A 23,061-nucleotide genomic window follows, 5' to 3' on the forward strand; every position below is an offset into this window, starting at 1 on the left:
GAAGGCGCACGCGCGGACGCACCGGTGCGCGAGGCGCCAGTGCGCGAAGCACGTGAACCACGCGAGTCCCAACAGCAACGCGAACCGCGTCCACCGCGTGAAGGCGGCGAGCGCCGCGGCGGACGTGGCGAACGGCGCGAAGCCGACGCGCGCGCGTTGCCGCTTGCAGCAGGTGTCGAAGGCGTGCAGGGCGAGCAGGTCACGATGGGGCCGGTCGCCGGCGAGGAGAATTCGGCCCCGGCCGAGCGGCAGCCCCGGGCACGCGGTGAACGTAGTGAACGCCGCGACCGGGGTGAAGGCCGCGAGCGCGGCGAGAGCCGTGAGCGCGGTGAAGGACGTCGCGACCGACGCCCCGACGGGACCAGCGCGAATGACGCGCTCCAAGGCAACGGCTCGCAATCGCCCGAACCCACCGGTATGACGGCCGAGGAGCCCGTTGTCGCCCACGCGCCTGATGGCGAAGAGCGTCGCCCCCGCTCACGCGACCGCTACGGCCGCGATCGACGCGACCGCGCCCCACGCGAGAACGGCGACGGCGCCGCTGAAGCGCCCATCGCCGATGCAGCGCCTCCGGTCGCGGAAGAGCCGGCGCGCCCGGTTGAAGCCGTCGTAGCACCTGCGCAGCAAGAGGCTTCCTTGCCGGAAGCGACGCGGGTCGTCGAGCCAGTCGCGAAGCCAGTTGTGCCCACGACGGCTCGCAGCAGCGGCCTGCCCAAGGTCACGCCTTTCGAACTACCGATCGCCCAATTGGCCCAGATCGCCGAAGGGTCCGGCTTGCAGTGGGTCAACTCCGACGCACACCGGATTGCCCAAGCCCAGGCCGCGATCGCCGCCGAGCCAAAGCAGATCCACGTGCCACGGGAACGACAGCCCGCCGTCATTCCTGACGAAGGCCCTCTCGTACTGGTGGAAACTCGCAAGGATCTTTCCCAGGTCACCTTGCCGTTCGAAGAGACGACGATCCAGGGCAACGCATTGGTCTGACGCAGGCCTTTTCAGCCTGACCAGCCGCCCCTGGGCAGCCCTTGCCGGCGCCCAGGGGCTTTTTTTTGCCAGATTTCCAGGCAAATACGGACCGCGGGACGGCAAATACGGTCCGAAAAATCACTGGACAAGCCTCGATGTGTGATTTCGTGAAATCCGGCGTGTAAAGACAACATACGCGGCGGGCCATGTTACGGATGTGTCAGGCCAAAGGCTTACAGTCCATCAGCAGTTTTTGCAGCACAAGGGCAGGCGCCAACGCGGCGATTGAGAGCGAACAAGTAGCTATCTTCATCGGATGGCTTACGACTTTTGCCGACAAGACGGCCTAGCTCAAATGTGTTCAAATTCTTGCGAATAGTAGTAAAGCGTTACACTGCCACTTCAAGCGAAGCAGTGCCGTATCAGGGGATTTTTTGATGTTTCGTTCCGATTCCGCCGCTCATGGCCCCGTTGCTCCCCGCCTCATGCCAGGGGGGAGTGGCTCGCCGCCACAAACGACGCTCCCCCTGCCGCGCCAACTGAGCAGGAGCGAGCGCATAGCCAAGCGCGCGCTCGACATCCTCGGCGCATTGACTTTCTTTGCGCTCTTCGGACCGATCTATCTCCTCGTCGCAGTGGCCGTGCTGATCAGCATGGGCCGCCCCATTCACTTCTGGCAGAACCGCCTCGGCGCAGGCGGCACCCGCTTTCGCTTCTACAAGTTTCGATCGATGCTGCGCAACTCGGAGCAGGTTCTCGATGAGTACCTGAGCCGCAACGACGTGGCGCGCACTGAATGGGACACTTTCCAGAAGCTGGAAAAGGACCCGAGGATTACGCCGGTTGGCCAGTTCATCCGCAAGCTCAGCCTGGATGAACTGCCGCAATTCTGGAATGTGCTGAAGGGCGACATGAGCCTGGTCGGCCCACGTCCCTGCATGGAGCGTCAACGCAGCCTGTACGGCAAGAACTGGCCACACTATTGCCAAATGCGCCCCGGCATCACGGGCCTCTGGCAAGTCAGCGGCCGCAACCGGCTGCCCTACGCGAAGCGCGTGGAGCTTGACGCCGAGTATGTCGACAACTGGTCGCTGTGGCTCGACATCAAGATCCTGTTGAAGACGGTCAGCGCAGTGGTCACCGGGGACGGGTCGCGTTGATTGCCATGCGATTCGCGTCGCCCATCGGAAGCACGCGAAGCTTGGCGCGACTTGGTTCACCGCCATTTCATCAGCTCGAAAACCTTGGGCGTCCGTGCCGGAAGTCATCGAACTTCCGGCCGGGTGCTTTCCTGACAACCAAGACGTAGATCGCTCAAGCCTGGAGGCTGTCAAGATGTCTTGGCCTGACTCCGTCCTCAGCGGCTGACGTTTGATTCTTGAACGCGGCACCCGCCGCTCGATACACCATGAACGAATTGCAAAAACGCATCTATGTAGCCGGCCATCGCGGAATGGTCGGAAGCGCAATCGTGCGAAATCTCCAGGGCAAAGGCCACAAGACCATCATCACTCGCACCCATGACGAACTCGACCTGACCGATCAGGCGGGGGTGCGCCGCTTCTTCGCCGAGGAACGACCCGACCAGGTCTATTTGGCGGCTGCCCGCGTCGGCGGCATCCATGCCAACAATACCTACCCTGCCGAATTCATCTATTCCAATCTGATGGTGCAGACCAATGTGGTGCACGAGGCTTGGCGCTCGGGCGTACGGCAATTGATGTTCCTGGGTTCAAGCTGCATCTATCCGAAAATGGCGGAGCAACCGATGACGGAAGCCGCTCTGCTGATGGGAAAGCTGGAGCCCACCAACGAGCCCTATGCGATCGCAAAGATCGCCGGCATCAAGCTTTGCGAGAGCTACAACCGGCAGTACGGCACCGACTACCGCAGCGTGATGCCAACGAATCTCTACGGTCCCGGCGACAACTACCACCCGCAGAACAGCCACGTCCTGCCCGCCATGATTCGCCGCTTCCACGAGGCAAAGCTCAGCGGCGCGCCAGCGGTCGTGATCTGGGGGACGGGCTCCGCCCGCCGCGAGTTCCTGTACGTGGACGACATGGCGAGCGCATCGATCCATGTCATGAAGCTGCCCGCCGAGGAATACCGTCGCCATACCCAGGTGATGGAGAGCCATGTCAACGTCGGCACAGGCGAAGACTTGACGATCGCGGAACTCGCGGCATTGGTCAGTGAGGTGGTCGGCTACAAGGGACGCATCCAGACCGACCCCAGCAAGCCCGATGGCGCCCCGCGCAAGCTTCTCGACGTGTCCAAGATCCGGCAACTGGGTTGGCAGGCCACCACGTCCCTGCGCGCAGGGATTGAGCTCGCCTACCTGGATTTCGAGCGCTCGCTTGAAGAAGCCGTCGCCTGAGGCGAGATGTCACGACGCATGCACCGTTCGCCCCAGCCGTCAGCCAGCAGACAAGCGAGTCAACGATGAGCACGAGCGCCGTTCGCAGCGAGCAGCGATATGCCTTGCCCGATGAATTCGGCACGAGCGATGCACGGCCGAAGGAACCACAGCCCGTCGAGGCACGCTCCAACAAAGCGATGACCCGATCTGTCCTTGTCACGCATCCGGGCCTGCAGCATTCGCACCAGCTCGCGCTGGCCTTGCACGAAAAGAACCTGCTCCAGGCCTTTTGGTCCGGTGTGCCCGTGGCGGAAGATGAAGAGGCCCTGCCCTGGTGGCTGCCGGAACACTTCCGCAAGCGGGTACGCCGTGTCGGCATCCCGGCTGAGCTTCGCCTTCACCCCTTTCGCTTCCAGGTGCTGCAACAGGCGTCGATGCGCGTGAAAAGTGGCCATCCGGGTGACCGCCTCCACCGGCTCTTTCATGGGTTCGATGCCTGGGCGGCCAAGCGCATTGTCGAATTACGCCCCAAGGTTGTGGTCGCCTACGAAAACGCGGCGTATCACACATTCGCTGCGGCCAAGTCGGTCGGTGCGCGATGCGTTCTGGATGCTGCGGCGTTCCACCACAAGACGCGCGCCGAACAGCTGGCGCCGACATATACACCGTATACGGCGGAAGTGAACCGGCGCAAGGACGTCGAGATCGCAATGGCCGACCTGATCCTGACCTGCTCGCCCCTTGCCGCGGACAGCTACGCCGCCAATGGCGTCGAACGCAGCCGGCTCAAGCCCTTGTTGCTTGGCGCGGACCCCAAACTCGTCACGCCAATCACCTCGATTCGCAGGGACGGCCCTCCGCGATTCATGTTCGCGGGGCAACTGACGCTCGGCAAGTCGATCGACCTCATCCTCGCCGCATTCAGTCGTCTCCATGCGGAGGGATTCAGGTACGAAGTGCATTTCGTGGGCGGCTTGGGCGACCACGAGCTCCTGGCAGAGGTGCAGAAGACGCCTGGCGCCCATTACCACCCGAATGTTCCGCAGAGCCAGCTTTTCGAGTTGATGGCGGGAGCCGACTGCCTGCTGCTGCCATCGCGGTCCGACTCGTTCGGAATGGTTGTTGCGGAAGCCATGTCTTGCGGGACGCCGGCGCTGGTGTCGACCCAGACGGGGGCAAAGGCCATTGTCGAAGCCTTCCCCGAAAGCGGCTGGGTCGTCGAGCCCAACGGCGATGCGTTGTATAACAAGCTGCGCGAACTGGTCGGCGACCCCGCGAGCTTGCAGCGGGCCCGGATACCGGCTCTGATCGCATCGAAAGATTTCACATGGGAGCGATACCGCGCGCGAGCTGGTCGCGCGCTGCAGGAGTACTTGCAATGAACGCTCTCACGGCGCGAATGCCGCTTTCGATGGCGCGGCCCGCGCTCAGTCGCACGGGCCGCCTCTTCATCGGCGTGCTTCTCATCGTGGTGTTCGAAGGCGCAGTGCGCAAATGGGGCACCTCAGCGGCAACGCTGCCGATGATCCTGTTGCGCGACGCGATGGCGGGCTACCTGATCTTTCATGCGTGGAGGAGCGGGCATCTTCGAACCTACAAGAACCAGACGGCGGTGCTGCTGGCCTGGACCTGCTGCGTCATCGCATGGGGCATGCTGCAGGTCATCGTGAATGACGGCAACCCGATCGTATTCCTGATCGGCTTGCGCTTCTGGCTGCTGTACATCTGGTTTGGTTTCGCGGCCGCTTCATCCATGACGGAAGCAGACTTTCGCATAGCGATGCGGACCGCGACTGTGCTGCTGATCTTGCTGGCGCCATTGGTCATCCTTCAGTACGCCTCGCCCCCGGGCGCACGTATCAATACCGAGGTCGACAGCGTCGACGACCAGGTGTTCATCGTGATTGCCGGCGTGGTGCGGACCACGGGCACTTTCAGTTTTACGGCAGGCTTCTCCACCTTCCTGGGACTGGTCATCCCGATCGCGCTGACGGTCGTGGCAGCTCGCAAAAGGACACTGACCCACGCATTCATTGCCGTCGCCGCATTCGGGGCGGTTGTCGCGGAATCCCTTGTGAGCGGCGCGCGCAGCGCGGTGATTTATTCCGGCCTCATGATCGCGATCTACCTGCTCGGCCGCCTCGTCTTCTCCAAGCCCGCCGACAAGGGTCGAGCGCTGATGACCCTGCTGTTGGCATTGGGGGCGCTCGCGATTCTCGCCATCGTCTTCCAGACCGCGATCGAGAACACACAGCAACGATTCGACGAAGCCGCCCAGGTCGAAAACTTCTGGGACCGGGTTCTTGTCTACTTCGCCGGCGAACCCACGGTCGTCGACTTCCTGTCCTGGACCGGCGTCGGCATCGGGCAGTTGTCCAACCTGGCGGGGTACGTCAGTACCGGGGTCGCGGGATTCTCGCTGGCCGAGGCGGAAGGCGGTCGCGTGCTGATTGAAGGCGGCCTGCTCGGCGGCCTCTACACCGCCATGAAGTTGATCGTGATGGCCTTGGGCCTATACAGGAGTTTCGTCATTGCAGTGCGCCGGAAGATCATTTTTCCGCTTCTGCTGTGGATATCGCTGTCCGTGGCGTTGTTGAGCTGGGCGGCCATCGGGCAGCTTACGGCCAATGCCTTGCTGGGCTTTGCATTGGCGTTTGCGCTTGCCGCATTGCGCTATCCGACACTTGAGATATTTCCATCTCGCATCACTGCGAGCCGGAGGATTCGTTGAGATTTCTTCATGTGATTGCATCGATCGACCCGCGTGGTGGCGGACCGATCGAAGGGTTGCTGCGCATCCATGGCGCGCTGCAAGCCTTGGGGCACCAGGGTGAGATCCTGTGCCTCGATGCCCCCGACTTCGAGCCCGCGCTGAACCATCCAGGCCGCATCCATGCCCTCGGACCGGTACGAGGAACGTACGGCTACTGCGAGGCGCTGGCGCCCTGGTTGCGGCAAAACGCCGGCAACTACGATGCGGTGATCATCAACGGACTGTGGCAATACATCGGCTTGGCCGCCTGGCGCGCGTTGCGCGACACCGCCCCCGGCTACTACGTTTTCACCCACGGCATGCTGGACCCATGGTTCAAGCGGCGCTATCCGCTCAAGCATCTGAAGAAGTGGCTGTACTGGCCTTGGGGCGAGTACCGTGTGCTGCGCGATGCCAAGGCCGTCCTGTTCACTTGCGATGACGAGCGACTGCTGGCACGCGAGTCGTTCTGGCTCTACAAGTGCAACGAAGCCATCAGCTCCTTCGGCACTTCCGAGCCCCCTGCCAATGATCAGTCGCGGCTGTCAGAGGCATTCCTGACCGCCTGGCCCCAACTGCGCGGAAAGCGTCTCGCCCTGTTCCTGGGCCGCATCCACGAAAAGAAGGGCTGCGACATGCTGATCGAGGCCTTTGCAATGTCCTGTGCCGGATCGCCTGACGCCCACCTCGTCATGGCCGGGCCCGACCAGGGTGGCTGGGCCGAACAACTGGGTCGACGGGTTGCCGAATTGGGCATTTCCGACCGCGTGACCTGGACCGGCATGCTGTCGGGTGACCTCAAGTGGGGCGCCTTTTACGCGAGTGAGATGTTCACCCTGCCATCGCATCAGGAGAACTTCGGCGTCGCCGTGGCGGAAGCGTTGGCCTGCGGTCGGCCGGCATTCATCTCGGACAAGGTCAACATCTGGCGGGAGATCGTCGCCGATGGCGCCGGCAAAGTCGAGCCCGATACCGCGGACGGCACCGAACGCCTTCTGGCACGGTGGCTCGCGACCTCTCCCGCCGAAATCGAACAGATGCGCACCCACGCGCGTCGTTGCTTCGAGCAACGCTTTCGCATCGAAACGGTGGCTGCCAATCTCGTGCGCATCATCGGTTCAGGCGCGACTGCGCCCGCGACCGGGAGCGGCGTCAATCAGACCCGACACGCTTGAAAATTCTTCTCTACGGCATCAATTTCGCACCTGAACTAACGGGCATCGGCAAGTACACCGGCGAAATGGCGGCCTGGCTTGCCGCCGCCGGTCACGAGGTACGCGTCGTCACGGCGCCGCCCTACTATCCCGACTGGGCCGTCTGGCAAGGCTACAGCGCAACGCGTTTCCGACGCGAAAGCTGGAGAGGCGTCACAGTGTTCCGCACCCCGGTCTGGGTGCCCGCCAAGGTCTCAGGGATGACGCGCCTGCTGCATCTGAGCAGCTTTGCGCTGGCAAGCCTCCCCAGCGTGTTCGCACAATGGCGCTGGCGTCCCGACGTCGTATGGATGACCGAGCCGCCCTTGGTTTGCGCGCCGGCCGCATTGGCGTTCGCCCGCTTGCGCGGGGCGCGTGCGTGGCTGCACATCCAGGACTTCGAGATCGATGCCGCGTTCGACCTGGGACTCTTGCGCGGCGAACGCCTGCGCGCCTGGGTGACCGGCGTCGAGCGCTGGCTGTTGCGGCGCTTCGATCGCGTGTCCACCATCTCCCAGCGCATGCTGGAACGGGCCGCGAGCAAGGGCGTGGACGCGAAACGATTGGTGTCCCTGCCCAATTGGGCGGACGTTTCCTCGATCCGACCGCTGCGCAGCGCCAGCCCTTACCGCCGCCAACTTGGCATTGCGGACGATGCCGTGGTGGCGCTCTATTCGGGCAACATGGGCGGAAAGCAAGGCCTCGAGATCCTCGCCGACGTGGCGCTGATGCTGCAGGACAACACAGCGATCCAATTCGTGTTCTGCGGTTTCGGCCCCGGCCGGGCCGTACTCGAAGAGCGTTGCAAGGGCTTGCCCAATGTGCGCTTCATGGATTTGCAGCCGGTCGAACGCCTGGGCGACTTGCTGGGGCTTGCCGACATTCACCTGTTGCCCCAACGCGCGGATGCGGCCGATCTGGTCATGCCCTCCAAGCTCACCGGCATGCTCAGCAGCGGCCGGCCCGTCGTGGCGACGGCGCATGCTGAAACCGAGCTGGGCCGCGTCGTGCGCAATTGCGGCCTGGTGGTCGAGCCGGAGAAGCCGGAGGCGCTGGCCGACGCCATCGCATTGCTCGCTGGCAATCCAGGCCAGCGCGCCGAATTCGGCGCCAGCGCCCGCGCCTTCGCGGAGCGCTACATCGCACAGGACGCCGTGCTCAAGCAGTTCGAAAGCGACGTGCGGGACTGCCTGACGCCGTCCTGAGCGGACACGGCCCGGACCGCGCCTGGCGCGCTCCTCCTTGGGACAAGTCGCGATGGCAAAGCCATGTCGACCGCGCCGTCGGCCGACGGGCCACCACGATCCTCATCCAAAGCAAGAGGGGCTCCTTTCGGAGCCCTTCTTTGTCAATCCGGAAAATTGCGCTCCGGGCTTCCGGTTGCGGCGGCGCTGAATCCCTTCAGCTTACGGCCGCCCCCGTCTCACATCACTGCTCGTCCGGAAGGATGCTTTCGTAGTTGTAGTTGGTGTAACGATAGCGACCGTACTTGTAGCCACCGTACGCACGGCGCTTGGCGTCCATCGCATTCAGCAGCACACCCGTCGCCGCCTTGCCGCCCAGCGCCAGGCGCCGGGTGCTTTCGCGCAGTTCGCCCATGCTCGACAGGTTGGCGCGTGCCACCAGCAGCACCGTGCCCGCGTGCGTTGCAATGGCGGCGGTGTCGGAGGCGACCAGCACCGGCGGCGTGTCGATCACCACCATGTCGTACTGCTCCGACAAGCGGTCAAGGGTCGTCGTGAAGGACTCCGAGGTCAGCAGTTCCGCCGGATTGGGCGGCAACTGTCCGGTCGCCAGGAAGTCGAGATTCGGCACCACCTGGCGGTGAACCGTCTGCTGCACCGTCAAGCTGCCAGCGATCAATTCCGACAGGCCGCCATGGCGTTGCAGGCCGAGGTACTGGTGCAAGTGGCCGCGGCGCAGATCGGCGTCGATGAGGAGGGTGCGCTTTCCGGCGGCTGCCATGAGCGCGGCGAAGTTCGAAGTGACGAAGCTCTTGCCGACGCCCGGCGTTGCACCCGTGATCATGACGCGGTTGTTCTGCGCTTCGAGCATCGCGAACTGCATCGCGGTACGCAGGCTGCGCAGGCTTTCGATCGCAAGATCGTCGGGATGCTCGATGGCCAGCAGACGCACACCCGTCGCGCCGGTCAAGCGGCGCTGGCTGATCGCGGCTTGCGCGGGGCTCACTGGAATCGTCGAGAACACCGGCAGCGCGGTTTGCGACTCGACCTCATGCGGGTCCTTGATGCGCTGCTCGATCAACGCGTTGCGGATCAGCGCGGCCACGACGCCGAGGAACAGTCCCAGCAGCAATGAAATGGCAACGATGGTCTGGCGCTGCGGCTTGACCGGGATCTCGGCGAGGCTTGCTTCATCAAGCACGCGGACATTGCCGACCTTGCCTTCCTTGACGAGGCGCAACTGCATCGCGTTGTTGAGCAACGATTGATAGAGCTCGGTGTTGACCTTGACGTCACGCTCCATCCGTACCGCTTCCTGTTGCAGCGCAGGCAATCCCTTGATCCGCGACTGCACCTCGCCGATGTCGCGCTGCAAGGCGGCGATCTGCGCGTCAAGGGTCTGCACGCTGGGATGGTTGGCCGTGAAGCGGGCTTCCAGTTCACGCCGGCGTTGCTGCGCTTCGAGCAGCTTGGTCTGGCGATCGACCGCCGTGCCGAGGATCAAGGTCGCTTCCTCGGTGAACGCGACGGTGCCCTTCTGGTTGCGGTAGCGGTTGTATGTCTCTTCCGACTGTTCGAGCTGGCGCTTGAACAACGGCAACTGGACATCCAGGAAAGCCAGCGTCTTCTGCGCTTCGGCCGCCTTGCGTTCCACGTTCTGACGCACATACTGCGCGCCGATGGCGTTGAGCACACGGGCCAGCTGATACGGATTGGGATCCTGCAGCTGCACATTGATGATGCCGGACTGCTTGCCCCGCTCGGTCAGCGTCAGCGCGCCCTGAAGGCCTTCGACGGTCGCCAGCTTCGAGCGCTTGGACAGATTGAACTCGGCGCCGGGCTTGCCGGCGAGCGTGCTGACGAGCAGCTCGATGGGGCCGAACTGGGTCTCGGCCCTCAACGGTTGCCCCACCGTGCCGATGGCCGGCTGCGGCAATGCGGGGTGTTGCAGGGCGTATTGACCACCGCCCTTGGCGACGATGAGGAAGCCGCTCGCCTCCAGCTTGGTAGGAACGCTGAACTTGTCGACTGCAATCTGTTCGGTGCCCGAGACATAGCCGCCGGACCCCAGGAACCCGGGGTCGGACAAGCCTGTTGCGCGCCTTGCCATCCAGCCGCCAATAAAGGGGACGTATCGCGGAGAAGCGACGACATCGAGCTTGGTGGCGTCGATGGCCTGGGAAATCACGGTGCGCGAGCGGATGATTTCCATCTCGGCCGTGGACGGCGTCTTCACGTTGAATGCGCTGCTCGCTTCCGCCAGGAATGATTTGGCGGCACCGCCTTCGTTGTCCTCGACCTGGATCAGCAGGTTGGACTCATAGATCGGCCGCTGCAACACCGCATAGGCCACGCCGAGCGCAAGCACCAGCACCGTGATCGCGGCGATCAGCCACTTCTGTGCGACCAGCGCCTCGAAGTAGTGCCCGAAGTCGAGCTGGTCGTCCTCAGCGGCTACTGGCGCGGCCATGATGGCCTGCGCATGTGGAGATTGCGAAACTGTGGAATTCATCGGCTCGACACTCTGGAAATTCGGTTGGCCCACTGCGTTGCACCATCTTCAATCAACGCAAGAGACGTCTGGAACGCAGCGCGTCCCGCTTGGTAAGGATCAGGAACGTCTCGCTTTTCCTGCTCGCACAATCGGAACACCTTGCCACTGACAAAGGGATAGCGCCGCTCGATATCGCGACGCTGTTCGACGTCCATCACCAGGATCAAGTCGGCGCGCTGGCACAGGTCGAGACTGACCTGCCGGGCGCGATGTTTCTCGATGCTGATTCCGCGATCGTTCATCAGATCGCGAGCGATCGGATCGGCCGGACGGCCGACCATGGCGCTGAGGCCGGCAGAGGAAACCTCGCAGTCGGGCAGGGCTTGCGCAAGAAGTGCTTCCGCCATGGGACTGCGGCAAATGTTCCCTATGCACAACGTGAGTACGTGTCGTATGGCCATGGATCGCTCACTGCCCCGTCTTCGGCAGGGCGCGAATCGCAGTTGCCGTGTTCGCCGAGACGAGGACCAAGTTGGCAACACGGCTGAACACGACCAGCGGCACTGGATCGACGAAGACGACGTCCTTGGCCTTGAGTGAGAAACCATCCGCCATCTGGATCGCCGACGCGGTCTGGGCATCGAGATGGAACACCGTCTGGCCGCCATCAGGCAAGCCGCGGATCACATAGATCTGCCGCGGAGCCGCCGTGCCGAGGTTGAGGCCGCCGCTTTCCGTGAGCGCATCGTTCAGCGTCAGGCGACCATTGCGCATGAGTACGCCACCCTGCGTCGTCACTTCGCCCATCACCGTGACCTTGCTTTCCTCGCGGGCACGCACCGTGATCATGTCGCCGTTGCGAAGCAGGATGCGCGACGGGTCCACGCCGGCGTCCGTCAGGATGTTCATGTCGATGCGGGTGCTGCGGCCGTTGCGCGTCAATATCACGTTGGAGCGGTCGCCGGTCGTGGCCAGGCCGCCCGCCCGGTTGATGGCCTCGGGCAAGGTCATTGCAATGTCCGTGAACACCAGCAAGCCCGTGTTCTTCACTTCGCCTTCGATATAGGCCCGCTTGCTGCGGAAAGACGCGACGCGAACGCTCACCTGAGGCGTCTTGAAGACCCTGGCCAGGCGTTGCGTCAACGTGCTTTCGAGTTCCGCAACCGTCATGCCGGACGCCTTCAGCATGCCCGCGTATGGAAAGCTGAGATTGCCTGCATCGTTGACGATGAAACCGGGCGAAGGCGCGATGCTCGCCGCATCCTGGCCGCCGCCGACCAGGGCGGGTTGGCCGCTGAAGACCAGTTCGGGATGATCGAAAACCGTGATGCCGATGACGTCGCCCGGGCCGATGCGATAAGGCTCGGCCTCGCCGCCGATCAGAGCCTGGACATCCGCAGGCACCGCGGTGACACGGGCCTTGTTCTGGACACGGATCAGGTCGGGCGTGATCTCGGTGAGAAAGCCGTCAGGCGGCTGATCGCCGTCCGGGCCTGAACCCAGTTTCATTTCCGTATTGACCGGGCGGTTCTCGCCGTATCGCATCGAATCGAAACTCGGTGCGATCGTGCAGCCAGCCAGCAGCGCACCTACGGAGGCGAGCAGAACTGCATTTAAGAGGATACGTTTCAAAACCAGGCTCCAACGGCGTAACGCAAATGAATACTTTTGCTAACAGTTACCCAATGTACCGCAGTCACAACGGAATTCACAACGGTTTGTTCGGTATACGGCTTCTGGCAGAGGCGAGAAAGCGAAAAAGTCCCGGTTACAAGCGACACATGTTCGAACAACTGTGAACTGCTTCCTATACAACTGTCAATCAGAGCGAACCGACACCCCTGACAGTTATTACCCCTGAAGTCTTTAGGGGTAATCGACCTGCGCGGCCTGCTTCCAGGCCACCGAAGCTTGTTCGACGTCGTCGCGCGCCTCGGCCAGACGCGCCAGCACTTGCCAGGCGCGGCGGTGCAAATCCGCATCCTGCAAACCGAGGGCGGCCTGTGTCAGCAGTTGCTGGGCCTTGCCCCAGAGCTGGCGTCGCATGCAGGCCATGCCAGCGATGTATTGCAGATTGGGGTCGCGCGGATTGTTGCGCTGCGCCACTTCGATGCGCGAGAGCCAGTCGGCATCGACCGAATCGAGGCCCGCTTCGAGCGCACGGACGAGCTTCACGCGCAGTGCGTCGCCCAGACCATCCGGCAGCGCCACCATGCGCTCCCAGACCGGCAGCAGCCAGGCCCGCGCGAGTTCCAGGTCGCCTTGCAGCAGCACCATGCGCTGCGCGGCATGGACGGCCACTTCGGCCATCTCGCGCTCGCCCTGCTCGAGTTCGGCCCAGGCGCTCATCAATTGCGCGGAATCGTGGGCGTCGGAGATGAGTTCGCTGGCGAGTCCGCGCACGATGCTCTGGGCCGCCGCGGTCGAAAAGGCACGATGCTTGGCCAGCAGGCGCGCGGTTTCCAGCGCTTCGAGGGTGCGGTGATCCAGGCGGGCGGCTTTCAGGCGCAGCCGCAGTGCGAAGGTGCGGCGCTGGGCGCCCACGGGCAATTCCTCGAGTCGCGCCAGCGCGCCGGGCGCGTCGCGATCCTCCAGCGCCCACCGGGCGGCGCGCAATTGAACGCCTTCGCGAGTTTCCAGCGCGGCCGGGGTTCCGCGCTCCGAGCTCTCGGTGAGGGCCAGATGCAAGTGCGCGTCGCGCGCGGGGCGATCCTGCAGCGACTGGGCGCTTTCGGCGGCCAGCAGGTGCGAGAGCACCTTGATCTGCTGGGCCTGCGGCAGCTGGGCATCGAGCGCATCCAGCGTGCGTTCCTGCGCCAGCGCGGCCAGGGCCGCCTTGCGCGAACGGGAGAACCGCCCGGCCAGCAGCTGGGAAATCGAATCGAGCAGCGCCGCGTGCAATGCCCGCTCCTTCTGCTGCAACCGCCATTGGCGCGCCTGGACCGGGAGCTGGAAGAGTGCCGCCAGCGCACGCAAGGCCACGTGCAGCAGCATGAAGGCGCCGGCGAGAAGCATCAACACGAGGTTCAGGGACAGGTCGACCCGCCATGGCGGCCAGTAGACCGTGACCGTGCCCTGGTTGTTGCCGGCAAAAAGCGCGGTCGCCGCCGCAATGGCAAACAGCCCCAGGAGCCAGAGAGCGGCGCGCATCGGATGACCCTAGCGCCCCGCCGCCGCGGTCGCCAGCGCGGCCAGCGTGTCGTCCACGCGCGGCGGCGTGGTCGCCTTCACTTGCGCCTGCAGCTGCTGAACCAGCGTGGCAGCGGCCTGGGTGCGGCGGGAGGTGGGATCGAAGTACCTGTTGAGGGTGGCGGAAACCGCGGCCAGCTCGGTGCGGGTCGTGTCCACCTGGCGCCCCAGCAACGCCAGCCGAACGCTCAGCAACTTGAGCTTGAGGTTCTCGCGCAGGAAAAAGGTTTGCTCGGGTGCGACGAGCGCAGCCTCGGGCCGATCGATGCGGCTGACGCGCAGCAGGGACTGCGCCTCCTGGCGCACCATCAGCAGCGCGCGTTGCCACCACGGCGCATCGGCCGGGATGACACCGGCCAATGCGGTGTTCTCGTTGAGGCCGCGCACGGCGACCGCATTGAGGGTGGGCAGGTCGTCGACGAGGCGCATCAGTTCGTCGAGCTTTTGCAGGCCCTCGCCGTTGTCGCCGCTGGCGATGGTCCGGATGCGGTCGGCGTCGCGCTGCATGGCGCGCTGCAAGGGCGCGAGGCGAGGTTGCGCGGCGCGCGCGATGCGCTGGTCGCCCGCCTTGAGTGCGGCCAGCAGGGGCTCCACGTTGCCCGTGACCTCGGCCTGCTGCAGCGCAAGGCGGATCGCGGAATCGATGTCGACGACCAGGTTTTCATCGCGCGAGCGGGACAGGCTCTGCATCAGCTCCTCGAGTTGCGAGCGCTGCAATGCGACTTCGGCGAGGCGCGTTTCCGCGAGCGCGAGCCGCGCAGCGGTGTCGCGGACCGTTTCCTGCGCCTGGCGCGCGAGGGCGCGGGCCTCGGTGGCCTGGGCCACGGAGTCGCCGCTCTGGCGCGCCAGTTGCTCCTGCATGCTGTCGAGCTTCTGCCCCAGCGTGAACGCCATGACCAGAGCCACGACGGCGACCAGTGCAAGAAGACCCAGGCCGATGCGCGACAGCAATCGCGCGGCCTCGGCCGGCGACACGGACCGCGTCACCGGCGCGACCGCCGGGGCAGCGCCCTCGGACGTCGGTTCATCAGGCAAGGCGGTGGCGCTCATCCGGCGAATTCTATCGATGCGACCAAGGCGGCCACGGTGGGCGCCGAAGTACGCACGAGGCCGAAGCCGGCAGCTTCCGCCGCCTGCGCGATGCGCGCGTGGGTGGCGACCGCGCGGGCCGCATGCCATGTCGCGCCGGGCAGCGCATGGCACAGGTTGGCAATGGCTTCGGAACTGCTGAAGAGCCAGGTGGCCTCGCCTTGCACGCCCTCCATCGCGATCCGGACATCGTCGGCGCCGAAGCTGGGCGGCAGGCGTCGGTATGCGACCAGCGTCTCGACCATGCCGCCGGCTGCCTCGACCTGGCGTGCGAGCCAGTCGCGGCCCGTGGCATGGCCGGCCGCATCGCCGCCGCGTACGATCAGCACCCGCGCGCCGGGGTGGACTTGCGCTTGCACACATATCCAAAGCGCTTCGGAATCGAATTGGGCGGTGTCTTCGGCGGGCGCATCGATGGCGGCGGCGGGGACGCCGACTTCCAGCAAGGCGCGCGTGGTGCCGGGGCCGGTGGCCCAGCAGCGGGGAGTCGTCGCCGGATCGACGTCGTCGGCGTGGGTTGCGAAGAAATGCTCGACGGCGGCGGCGCTGACGAACATCAGCGCGTCGTGATGACCGAGTGCCATCGCTGGCGCCGCCTGCGGCAGGGCGCCGATGACGATCAGGGGCAGCGCCACGGCATCCAGTCCGGCCGCGCGCAGTGCGTCGACCCAGCGCTGCGCCTCTCGCGCCGGGCGGGTCACGATGACGCGGCGCGCGGGCATGCGCGATGCGCTCAGCGGGCGCCGGCCTGGCGCAATGCCTCGGCGGCCTGACGGCCGAGCGCCTCGGCTTGCGCGGTGGTGCTCACGTCCGCCTCGCGCTGCACACGCAGCAGTTCGGCGACGCCGCCGGAATCTCCCCAGGCAGCATCGATGCGCAGCTTGCCATCGGCCTGCCAGCGCGCATGGGCCGCCAGCGGCATCGAGCAACTGCCGCCCATGGCGCGGCTCACGGCGCGTTCCGCTGCGGTGGCGCAGGTGTCGGCGAGGTGCGCGAGCGGGGCCAGGCATTCGATCAGGTCGGCCCGGTCGGCGCGCACTTCGATTCCGAGCGCACCCTGTCCGGCGGCGGGCAGCATCACGTCGGGATCGAAGGTGGTTCGGATGCGGCTTTCAAGGCCGAGGCGCTTGAGGCCCGCGGCCGCCAGCACGATCGCGTCGTACTGGCCTTCATCGAGCTTGCGCAGCCGCGTGTCGAGGTTGCCGCGCAGGGGCTCGATGCGCAGGTCGGGGCGCAGCTCCTGCAGCAGCACCACGCGGCGCAGGCTGGAGGTGCCGACCACGGCGCCCTCGGGCAGTTCGTCCAGTGAGGCATGGCGGGGCGAGACGAGCGCATCGCGCGGGTCTTCGCGCTCCAGCACGCAGGTGAGCGTGAAGCCGTCGGGCAGTTCCATGGGCACGTCCTTGAGCGAGTGGACGGCGATGTCGGCGCGGCCTTCTTCCAGCGCGAGTTCGAGTTCCTTCACGAACAGGCCCTTGCCGCCGACCTTGCTCAGGGAGCGATCCAGGATCTGGTCCCCGCGGGTGGTCATGCCCAGCAACTCGACCACGTGGCCCCGTTCTTGCAACAGCGACTGCACGTGTTGCGCCTGCCACATGGCCAGCCGGCTTTCGCGCGTGGCGATCACGATATGGGTCAAAGCTGGTTCCGATCATCAAAAAGGCGGCGGGAATGCTAGCATGTTGCACTGCAGCAACGCCATTCCGAGTCGCCATCCCGAGGAGATAAGTCGAGTGAAATCCGCCGAGAAAAAGTCGTCCGCGCCCAAGCGTCGCCAGAACGATGACCAGCCACTGATCGACGACATCCGGCTGCTCGGCCGCATTCTCGGCGACGTGATCCGCGAGCAGGAGGGCGAGGCGACCTATGACCTGGTGGAGAAGATCCGGACCATGTCAGTCGCCTTCCGGCGCGACGCGGACCACAGCGCCGAGCGCGCACTCAAGAACCTGCTCAAGGGGCTGAGCGCTGCCGAGACGGTGCGCGTGATCCGCGCCTTCACCTACTTCAGCCACCTGGCCAACCTGGCGGAAGACCGCCACCAGATCCGCCGCCGCACCGAGATCGACCGGGCCGGCGAGAGCGTCGAAGGCAGCCTGGAGACGGCGCTGGCACGCGTGCGCAAGGCGGGCATCACGCCATCCGCGGTGGTCGAGAGCCTGGCCCACAGCTACGTGTCGCCGGTGCTCACCGCGCACCCGACCGAAGTGCAGCGCAAGAGCATCCTGGACGCGGAGCGCGGCATCGCCCAGTTGATCACCGTGCGCGACGAGATCCTGCAGCGGCAGCAGATCTTTGCGGGCCGCAAGGACGCACTCACGCCGATCGAACTGGCCGAGAACGAACACCAGATCCGCACCCGCGTGACGCAGATCTGGCAGACCCGGCTGCTGCGCTTTTCCAAGCTCACCGTGGCCGACGAGATCGAGAACGCGCTGAGCTATTACGAAGCGACCTTCCTGCGCGAGATACCGAAGGTGTATGCCGAATTGGAGAGGTCGCTCGGCAAGGAAGGCATCGCGCCCTTCCTGCGCATGGGGCAGTGGATCGGCGGCGACCGCGACGGCAATCCGAACGTGACGGCGCAGACGCTGGAGTACGCGCTCAAGCGCCAGTGCGAACTGGCCCTGCGCCACTACCTGACCGAGGTGCATTACCTCGGCGGCGAGTTGTCGCTGTCGGCCACGCTGGTGGATATTTCGGTTGAGATGAATGCGTTGGCCGAGCGCTCGCCCGATTCCAACGAGCACCGCGTCGACGAGCCCTACCGCCGCGCGCTGACCGGTGTGTATTCGCGCCTGGCCGCCACCCTGAAGAAGCTGACCGGCGGCGACGCGGCGCGCCACGCGGTGCCGCCGCAGAACCCCTATCCCAACGCCGAGGAATTCCTGGCCGACCTGCGCACGGTCGCCGACTCGCTGCGCGAGAAGCACGGCGCGGTGCTGATCGAGCAGCGCCTGGGCCCGCTGATCCGCGCGGTGGAGGTGTTCGGCTTCCACCTGGCAACGGTGGACCTGCGCCAGAGCTCGGACAAGCACGAGGCGGTGGTGGCCGACCTGCTCAAGGTCGCGCGCATCGAGTCGGACTATTCGTCGCTCGATGAGCAGGCCAAGCAGGCGGTGCTGCTGAAGCTGCTCGACGACGCCCGGCCCCTGCGCGTGCCCGATGCCGCATACGAGCCGCTGACGACCAAGGAACTGGCGATCTTCGCGGCCGGCCGCACCATGCGCGCGACCTACGGCAACGCGGCCATCCGCCACTACATCATCAGCCACACCGAAACGGTGAGCGACCTGCTGGAAGCACTGGTGCTGCAGAAGGAAGTCGGCCTGCTGCGCGGAACGCTGAGCGTGGATGCGGTGGTCGACCTGATCGTGGTTCCGCTGTTCGAGACGATCGAGGACCTGCGCAATGCGGCGCCGATCGTGCGGGCCTACTACGCGCTGCCCGGCATCGCCGCGCTGGTGCAACGCTCCGGCGCGGAGCAGGACGTGATGCTCGGCTACAGCGACAGCAACAAGGACGGCGGCATCTTCACCAGCAACTGGGAGCTGTACCGCACCGGCACTGCGCTGGTGGCGCTGTTCGACGAACTGGACCTGGGCATCCGCCTGCGCATGTTCCATGGCCGCGGCGGCACCGTCGGGCGCGGCGGCGGCCCGAGCTACCAGGCCATCCTGGCCCAACCGCCCGGCACGGTGCGCGGCCAGATCCGCCTCACCGAGCAAGGCGAGGTGATCGGCTCCAAGTACGCCAATCGCGAGATCGGCCGTCGCAACCTGGAAACGCTGGTCGCGGCCACGCTCGAAGCCACGCTGCTGCCGCCGGCCAAGGCGGCGCCTGCGTCGTTCATCGAGGCGGCCAATGCGCTGTCGGCGTCCAGCATGGCGGCCTATCGCAAGCTGGTGTACGAGACCCCGAACTTCGGCGACTATTTCTTCGCGGCCACGCCGCTGCGCGAGATCGCCGAACTCAACATCGGCTCGCGGCCGGCCTCGCGCAACCCGAGCCACAAGATCGAGGACTTGCGTGCCGTGCCCTGGAGTTTCAGCTGGGGGCAGTGCCGTCTCACGCTGCCGGGCTGGTACGGCTTCGGCTCGGCCATCGAGCACTTCGTCGGTTCGGCCAAGAGCGCGGCGGTGCGCAAGGAACGCCAGGCGCTACTGCAGCGCATGTATGCGCAGTGGCCCTTCTTCCGCACGCTGCTGTCGAACATGGACATGGTGCTGGCCAAGAGCGACCTGGCGCTGGCCTCGCGCTATGCCGAACTGGTGGCCGACCGCAAGCTGCGCCAGAAGGTGTTCTCGATGATCGAGAGCGAGTGGCATCGCACCTCCGACGCGCTGACGCTCATCACCGGGGCCAAGCAGCGGCTGGAAGGCAATGCCGACATGCAGCGCTCGGTGCGCCATCGTTTCCCGTACATCGATCCGCTGCATCACCTGCAGGTGGAGCTGATGCGGCGCTACCGTGCCGGCGAAGGCGGCGAGCGCTTGCAGCGCGGCATTCACATTTCGATCAATGGGGTTGCGGCAGGCCTGCGAAACACCGGATAAGCAATACCGGTTAACCTGCAGCGACGGGGCCGTGTTCGGCGCGGCCTCCTACACCTCTTTCCGCGCATCCCTGCGCGACCGCCCGCTGCTCCTGCGTAGCCTGACCACAAGGTCCAAATGGAAGGCATGTTGCCTCTCCATCAAGGACACGCCACGGGAAGCGCTGCCATGTCTTTCTCGACCCTTCTGGGCCCCGCATCTGTCGGGGCCCTGTCTTCTGTTTCCGCGGACCTGGTCCATGGGGATCTGGTCGCGCTCGCGGCCCATATGCAGCACTGCGCCCGATCCCGAGGCCCGATGTTCGGCCTCCGGTCGGCGCTCCAGGCGGGCCAGTCCGCGGCCGCCAGCCGCATCGTCACGGTGGCATGCATCGGCTTCGGCCTGGTGATCGCGGTGCTGGCGCTCGCCTGATCGCGCAACGGGCGTGACCGCGGACATCCTGCAACGGCTGCCCAAGCTCAGCGACGAAGCGCGCGAGTTCCTGCGAACGCCGCGCGAGCGCATCGAACCCGCGATCCGCGCGGAGTTGTTCGGTATCCAGCGCTTCGAGGCGCATGGGCGCAGCCTGGCGCGCGCGCAAGTTGTGTCGGACCCGTCGATTCCCTCGCGCAACCCGCCCTTCTTTCCGCGCGTCGACGAGAACCTTGCGTCGCTGCGGGAGGCCTTCGACTACATCGCGCTGACCTCGCGCAGCGGGCGCTATGTGTCGCCCGCGGCCGAATGGCTGCTGGACAACTTCCACCTGATCGAAGACCAGTTGCAGCAGATTCGCGAAGGCGTGCCGCGCCGCTACTACGCGCACCTGCCCAAACTTGCCGCGCCGCCGCTGGCCGGGCTGCCGCGCGTCTACGGCATCGCCTGGGCCTACGTGGCCCACACCGACAGCGTGCTCAATGCGGACCTGTTCGCCGCCTTCATCAATGCCTACCAGGAGGTGGACGAACTCACGCTCGGTGAACTCTGGGCCCTGCCGACCACCTTGCGCGTGGTGCTGCTGGAGAACTTGCGCCGGGTGGCCGAACGCATTGCCCGCGACAAGGTGGCGCGCGAGGTGGCGCATGCGGTCTGGGACGCGGCGGACACGCTCACGACAGCCGATCTCGATGCGCTGGGCGAACTGGCGCGGCGCCACGAACTCAACGACAGCTACCTGCTGCAGCTGTGGCAACGGCTGCCCGTCGAACGTGGCGACAAGGCGCCCGCGCTGGTGCGCTGGACCGAAGCGCATTGCCCGAACGGCCCGGCACTGATCAACGACGCGCAAACCGCTGCGGTGGCCGCCAACATCACGGTGGGCAACATCATCACGACGCTGCGCGTGATCGGCCAACTTGTCTGGTCGGACCTGATCGAACCCCTGAGCCACTCGCTGCGCATCCTGCGCGAGTTGCCGAGCTTCGCGCGAGAGAGCGAACTCACGCGCCAGCAGATCACCCATGCGATGGAGCAGCTGGCGCGCCAGAGCGGACGTTCGGAACTCCGGGTCGCGCAAGTCGTCGTGCGGCGTGCGCGCATGGAGTACGCGGGCAGCACCGTCGATGAACCGGCCCTCGACCTCTACGCACGGGCCGAGCGCACCGCGGGCTTCCACCTGCTCGGCCCGGGGCGCGATGCCTTGCTGGACGCGCTGCGCAACCGGGATGCCCAGCCATCCTCCGAGCCGGCCGACTGGCAAGCGCCGTTCCAGTCGTGGCGCCTGCCGCTGTACCTGGTGGCGATCCTCGGCTGCACGGCCTTGCTGCTGGTCGCGGCGGCCCATCACCTGGATCGCATCGATTGGCCGGTGGTCGGCAGCGGCGGATGGCTGACCGGGCTCTGCCTGTTGCTGATGGCGCTGCCACTGTCGGAAGGCGTGGTCTCGCTGGTGCACCGCATCGTGGCCGAGTCGGCGCGCATCGAGCCCCTGCCGCGGCTGGATTTCTCCAGCGGCATACCGGCGGGCCACCGGGTGCTGGTGGTCATTCCGGCAATGCTGAGCTCGGTCGAGGGCAACGCCCGGCTGGTCCGCCAGCTCGAACTGCATTGGCTGGCGAACCGGGAAGACGAAGCCCAGTTCGCATTGCTCGGCGACTGGGCCGATGCGGACCGGGAGAGCCTGCCCGAGGACGCCGTGCTGCTGCACGACGCGCGCCGCCGCATCGACGCGCTCAACGCGCGCTATCCGCGCAAGCCCGAGAAGCTGGCCCGCTTCCTGTTGCTGCACCGGCCCCGCACCTGGAGCCAGACGGAGCAACGCTGGATGGGCTGGGAACGCAAGCGCGGCAAGCTGGAGATGGTGCTGCGGCTGCTGGCCACCGGCGACGCGAGCGGCTTCCTGCCCGATGTCTCGGGCAGCTTGCTGGCGGCGCGCATTCCCTACGTGGTCACGCTCGATGCCGACACCACGCTGCCGCCCGGCGCGCTGCGCGAACTGGTCGCCGTGGCCGCCCATCCGCTGAACGCGCCGCAGATCGATGCCGACACGCGCCGCGTGGTGGCGGGCTACGGCATCTTGCAACCGCGCATCGTGACGCCGTTTCCGACGCGATCCAGGCGCACGCTGTTTCACTGGCTGTTTGCCGGCGCCTGCGGCATCGACCCCTACAGCAGCGGCGCGTCGGACATCTACCAGGACCTGTTCGGCAACGGCTCGTTCACCGGCAAGGGCCTGCTCAACGTGCAGGCGGTGCATGCCGTGCTCGACGGCCGCATGCCCGAAGGCGCGGTGCTCAGCCATGATCTGCTCGAAGGCACTGTCGCGCGCTGCGCCTTGCTGAGCGACGTGGTGTTGCTGGAGGACCATCCGCAGCATGCCGGCGTGGCCGCCTCGCGCGTGCACCGCTGGACGCGCGGCGACTGGCAACTGTTGCCGTTGATGGGGCGCGCGCAGCGCTTCGGCATCGATGCGCTCGGCCTCTGGAAGATGACCGACAACCTGCGCCGCGCGATGGTGCTGCCGGCATCGGCGGCGTTGCTGGGCCTGAGCCTCTTCACCGACGCCGTGCCGGTCGCGCTGGCGCTTGCGGCCGTGGCGGCCGCGCTGGTGCTGGGGCCGCTGCTGGGCGCGCTGGCGGGGCTGGTGCCGACACGGCGGCGCATCGAACTGCGCCACTTCTTCGATGTCGGATCGGGCGACTTGCTGCGGGCGCTGGCAGGCGCGGCCTGGCAGTTCAGCCAGCTGTGGGCGCAAGCCTGGCTGCTGATGAACGCGACCCTGCGCGCCGCCTGGCGCCTGCTGGTGAGCCGTCGCCACCTGCTCGAATGGACCACGGCGGAACAGGCGGAGGCGCAGGCGGG

The 23,061-nt window shown here is 65.8% G+C and carries 14 protein-coding genes and 2 pseudogenes; 9 read left to right on the forward strand and 7 right to left on the reverse strand.

Translation table 11 applies throughout. The features are described 5' to 3' along the window. The 7 genes and pseudogenes from HCU76_RS35125 to HCU76_RS35155 form a co-directional block, all read left to right on the forward strand. Nucleotides 1-984: pseudogene (locus HCU76_RS35125) on the forward strand (ribonuclease E/G); the annotation flags it as partial. Nucleotides 985-1,403: 419 nt separating this feature from the next. Continuing rightward, nucleotides 1,404-2,126, forward strand: a complete 723-nt coding sequence (locus HCU76_RS35130; RefSeq protein ID WP_256354721.1) for a sugar transferase — start codon at nt 1,404-1,406, stop codon at nt 2,124-2,126. Nucleotides 2,127-2,374: 248 nt separating this feature from the next. Then, complete coding sequence (locus tag HCU76_RS35135) at nt 2,375-3,346, forward strand: GDP-L-fucose synthase (protein ID WP_213953273.1); 972 nt, start codon at nt 2,375-2,377, stop codon at nt 3,344-3,346. Nucleotides 3,347-3,411: 65 nt separating this feature from the next. Then, complete coding sequence (locus HCU76_RS35140) at nt 3,412-4,710, forward strand: glycosyltransferase family 4 protein (RefSeq protein ID WP_213953272.1); 1,299 nt, start codon at nt 3,412-3,414, stop codon at nt 4,708-4,710. After that, on the forward strand, nt 4,707-6,059 hold the full coding sequence (locus HCU76_RS35145) for a hypothetical protein (protein WP_218511901.1): 1,353 nt from the start codon (nt 4,707-4,709) through the stop codon (nt 6,057-6,059). Before HCU76_RS35140 ends, HCU76_RS35145 begins: the two co-directional genes overlap by 4 nt. Continuing rightward, nucleotides 6,056-7,255 carry a glycosyltransferase gene (locus HCU76_RS35150; RefSeq protein ID WP_213953270.1) on the forward strand — a complete coding sequence of 400 codons (1,200 nt, stop codon included), beginning with the start codon at nt 6,056-6,058 and terminating at the stop codon, nt 7,253-7,255. Before HCU76_RS35145 ends, HCU76_RS35150 begins: the two co-directional genes overlap by 4 nt. Next, nucleotides 7,252-8,478 carry a glycosyltransferase WbuB gene (locus HCU76_RS35155; RefSeq protein ID WP_213953269.1) on the forward strand — a complete coding sequence of 409 codons (1,227 nt, stop codon included), beginning with the start codon at nt 7,252-7,254 and terminating at the stop codon, nt 8,476-8,478. The genes HCU76_RS35150 and HCU76_RS35155 overlap by 4 nt, the downstream gene beginning before the upstream one ends. 223 nt (nt 8,479-8,701) lie before the next feature. Here HCU76_RS35155 and HCU76_RS35160 read toward each other — a convergent pair whose 3' ends face one another. The 7 genes from HCU76_RS35160 to hemC all read right to left on the reverse strand — a co-directional run bounded on the left by HCU76_RS35160 (nt 8,702) and on the right by hemC (nt 16,826). After that, on the reverse strand, nt 8,702-10,927 hold the full coding sequence (locus HCU76_RS35160; RefSeq protein WP_256354722.1) for a polysaccharide biosynthesis tyrosine autokinase: 2,226 nt from the start codon (nt 10,925-10,927) through the stop codon (nt 8,702-8,704). Between the two features lie 38 nt (nt 10,928-10,965). Further along, nucleotides 10,966-11,406, reverse strand: coding sequence for a low molecular weight protein-tyrosine-phosphatase (locus HCU76_RS35165; protein WP_213953317.1), 441 nt, complete (start codon nt 11,404-11,406; stop codon nt 10,966-10,968). 13 nt (nt 11,407-11,419) lie between these two features. Beyond that, entirely contained in the window at nt 11,420-12,460 is a 1,041-nt protein-coding gene (locus HCU76_RS35170) for a polysaccharide biosynthesis/export family protein (RefSeq protein ID WP_256354723.1), read from the reverse strand. Nucleotides 12,461-12,817: 357 nt separating this feature from the next. Beyond that, complete coding sequence (locus tag HCU76_RS35175; RefSeq protein WP_218511903.1) at nt 12,818-14,101, reverse strand: heme biosynthesis protein HemY; 1,284 nt, start codon at nt 14,099-14,101, stop codon at nt 12,818-12,820. A 9-nt stretch (nt 14,102-14,110) separates the two neighbouring features. Then, entirely contained in the window at nt 14,111-15,190 is a 1,080-nt protein-coding gene (locus HCU76_RS35180) for a uroporphyrinogen-III C-methyltransferase (RefSeq protein WP_218511904.1), read from the reverse strand. Next, nucleotides 15,187-15,951: a uroporphyrinogen-III synthase gene (locus HCU76_RS35185; RefSeq protein WP_213953265.1), complete on the reverse strand. Its 765-nt coding sequence runs from the start codon at nt 15,949-15,951 to the stop codon at nt 15,187-15,189. Before HCU76_RS35185 ends, HCU76_RS35180 begins: the two co-directional genes overlap by 4 nt. 11 nt (nt 15,952-15,962) lie before the next feature. Continuing rightward, nucleotides 15,963-16,826 carry a hydroxymethylbilane synthase gene (gene hemC / locus HCU76_RS35190; RefSeq protein WP_256354724.1) on the reverse strand — a complete coding sequence of 288 codons (864 nt, stop codon included), beginning with the start codon at nt 16,824-16,826 and terminating at the stop codon, nt 15,963-15,965. Between the two features lie 82 nt (nt 16,827-16,908). Between hemC and ppc the strand changes: the two genes are divergently transcribed. Further along, nucleotides 16,909-19,785 carry a phosphoenolpyruvate carboxylase gene (gene ppc / locus HCU76_RS35195; protein ID WP_218511905.1) on the forward strand — a complete coding sequence of 959 codons (2,877 nt, stop codon included), beginning with the start codon at nt 16,909-16,911 and terminating at the stop codon, nt 19,783-19,785. A gap of 424 nt (nt 19,786-20,209) precedes the next feature. Continuing rightward, a pseudogene (locus tag HCU76_RS35205) lies at nt 20,210-23,061 on the forward strand (hypothetical protein); the annotation flags it as partial.

This window comes from Variovorax sp. dw_308 (genome assembly GCF_019207085.1).
Lineage (GTDB): Bacteria > Pseudomonadota > Gammaproteobacteria > Burkholderiales > Burkholderiaceae_C > Variovorax.

Coding starts and splice junctions, on each gene's coding strand:
- HCU76_RS35130 (WP_256354721.1), top strand. CDS start 1,404: ATGTTTCGTTCCGATTCCGCCGCTCATGGCCCCGTTGCTCCCCGCCTC.
- HCU76_RS35135 (WP_213953273.1), top strand. CDS start 2,375: ATGAACGAATTGCAAAAACGCATCTATGTAGCCGGCCATCGCGGAATG.
- HCU76_RS35140 (WP_213953272.1), top strand. CDS start 3,412: ATGAGCACGAGCGCCGTTCGCAGCGAGCAGCGATATGCCTTGCCCGAT.
- HCU76_RS35145 (WP_218511901.1), top strand. CDS start 4,707: ATGAACGCTCTCACGGCGCGAATGCCGCTTTCGATGGCGCGGCCCGCG.
- HCU76_RS35160 (WP_256354722.1), bottom strand. CDS start 10,927: ATGGCCGCGCCAGTAGCCGCTGAGGACGACCAGCTCGACTTCGGGCAC.
- HCU76_RS35170 (WP_256354723.1), bottom strand. CDS start 12,460: ATGAAACTGGGTTCAGGCCCGGACGGCGATCAGCCGCCTGACGGCTTT.
- HCU76_RS35175 (WP_218511903.1), bottom strand. CDS start 14,101: ATGCGCGCCGCTCTCTGGCTCCTGGGGCTGTTTGCCATTGCGGCGGCG.
- HCU76_RS35180 (WP_218511904.1), bottom strand. CDS start 15,190: ATGAGCGCCACCGCCTTGCCTGATGAACCGACGTCCGAGGGCGCTGCC.
- HCU76_RS35185 (WP_213953265.1), bottom strand. CDS start 15,951: ATGCCCGCGCGCCGCGTCATCGTGACCCGCCCGGCGCGAGAGGCGCAG.
- hemC (WP_256354724.1), bottom strand. CDS start 16,826: ATGTGGCAGGCGCAACACGTGCAGTCGCTGTTGCAAGAACGGGGCCAC.
- ppc (WP_218511905.1), top strand. CDS start 16,909: ATGTTGCACTGCAGCAACGCCATTCCGAGTCGCCATCCCGAGGAGATA.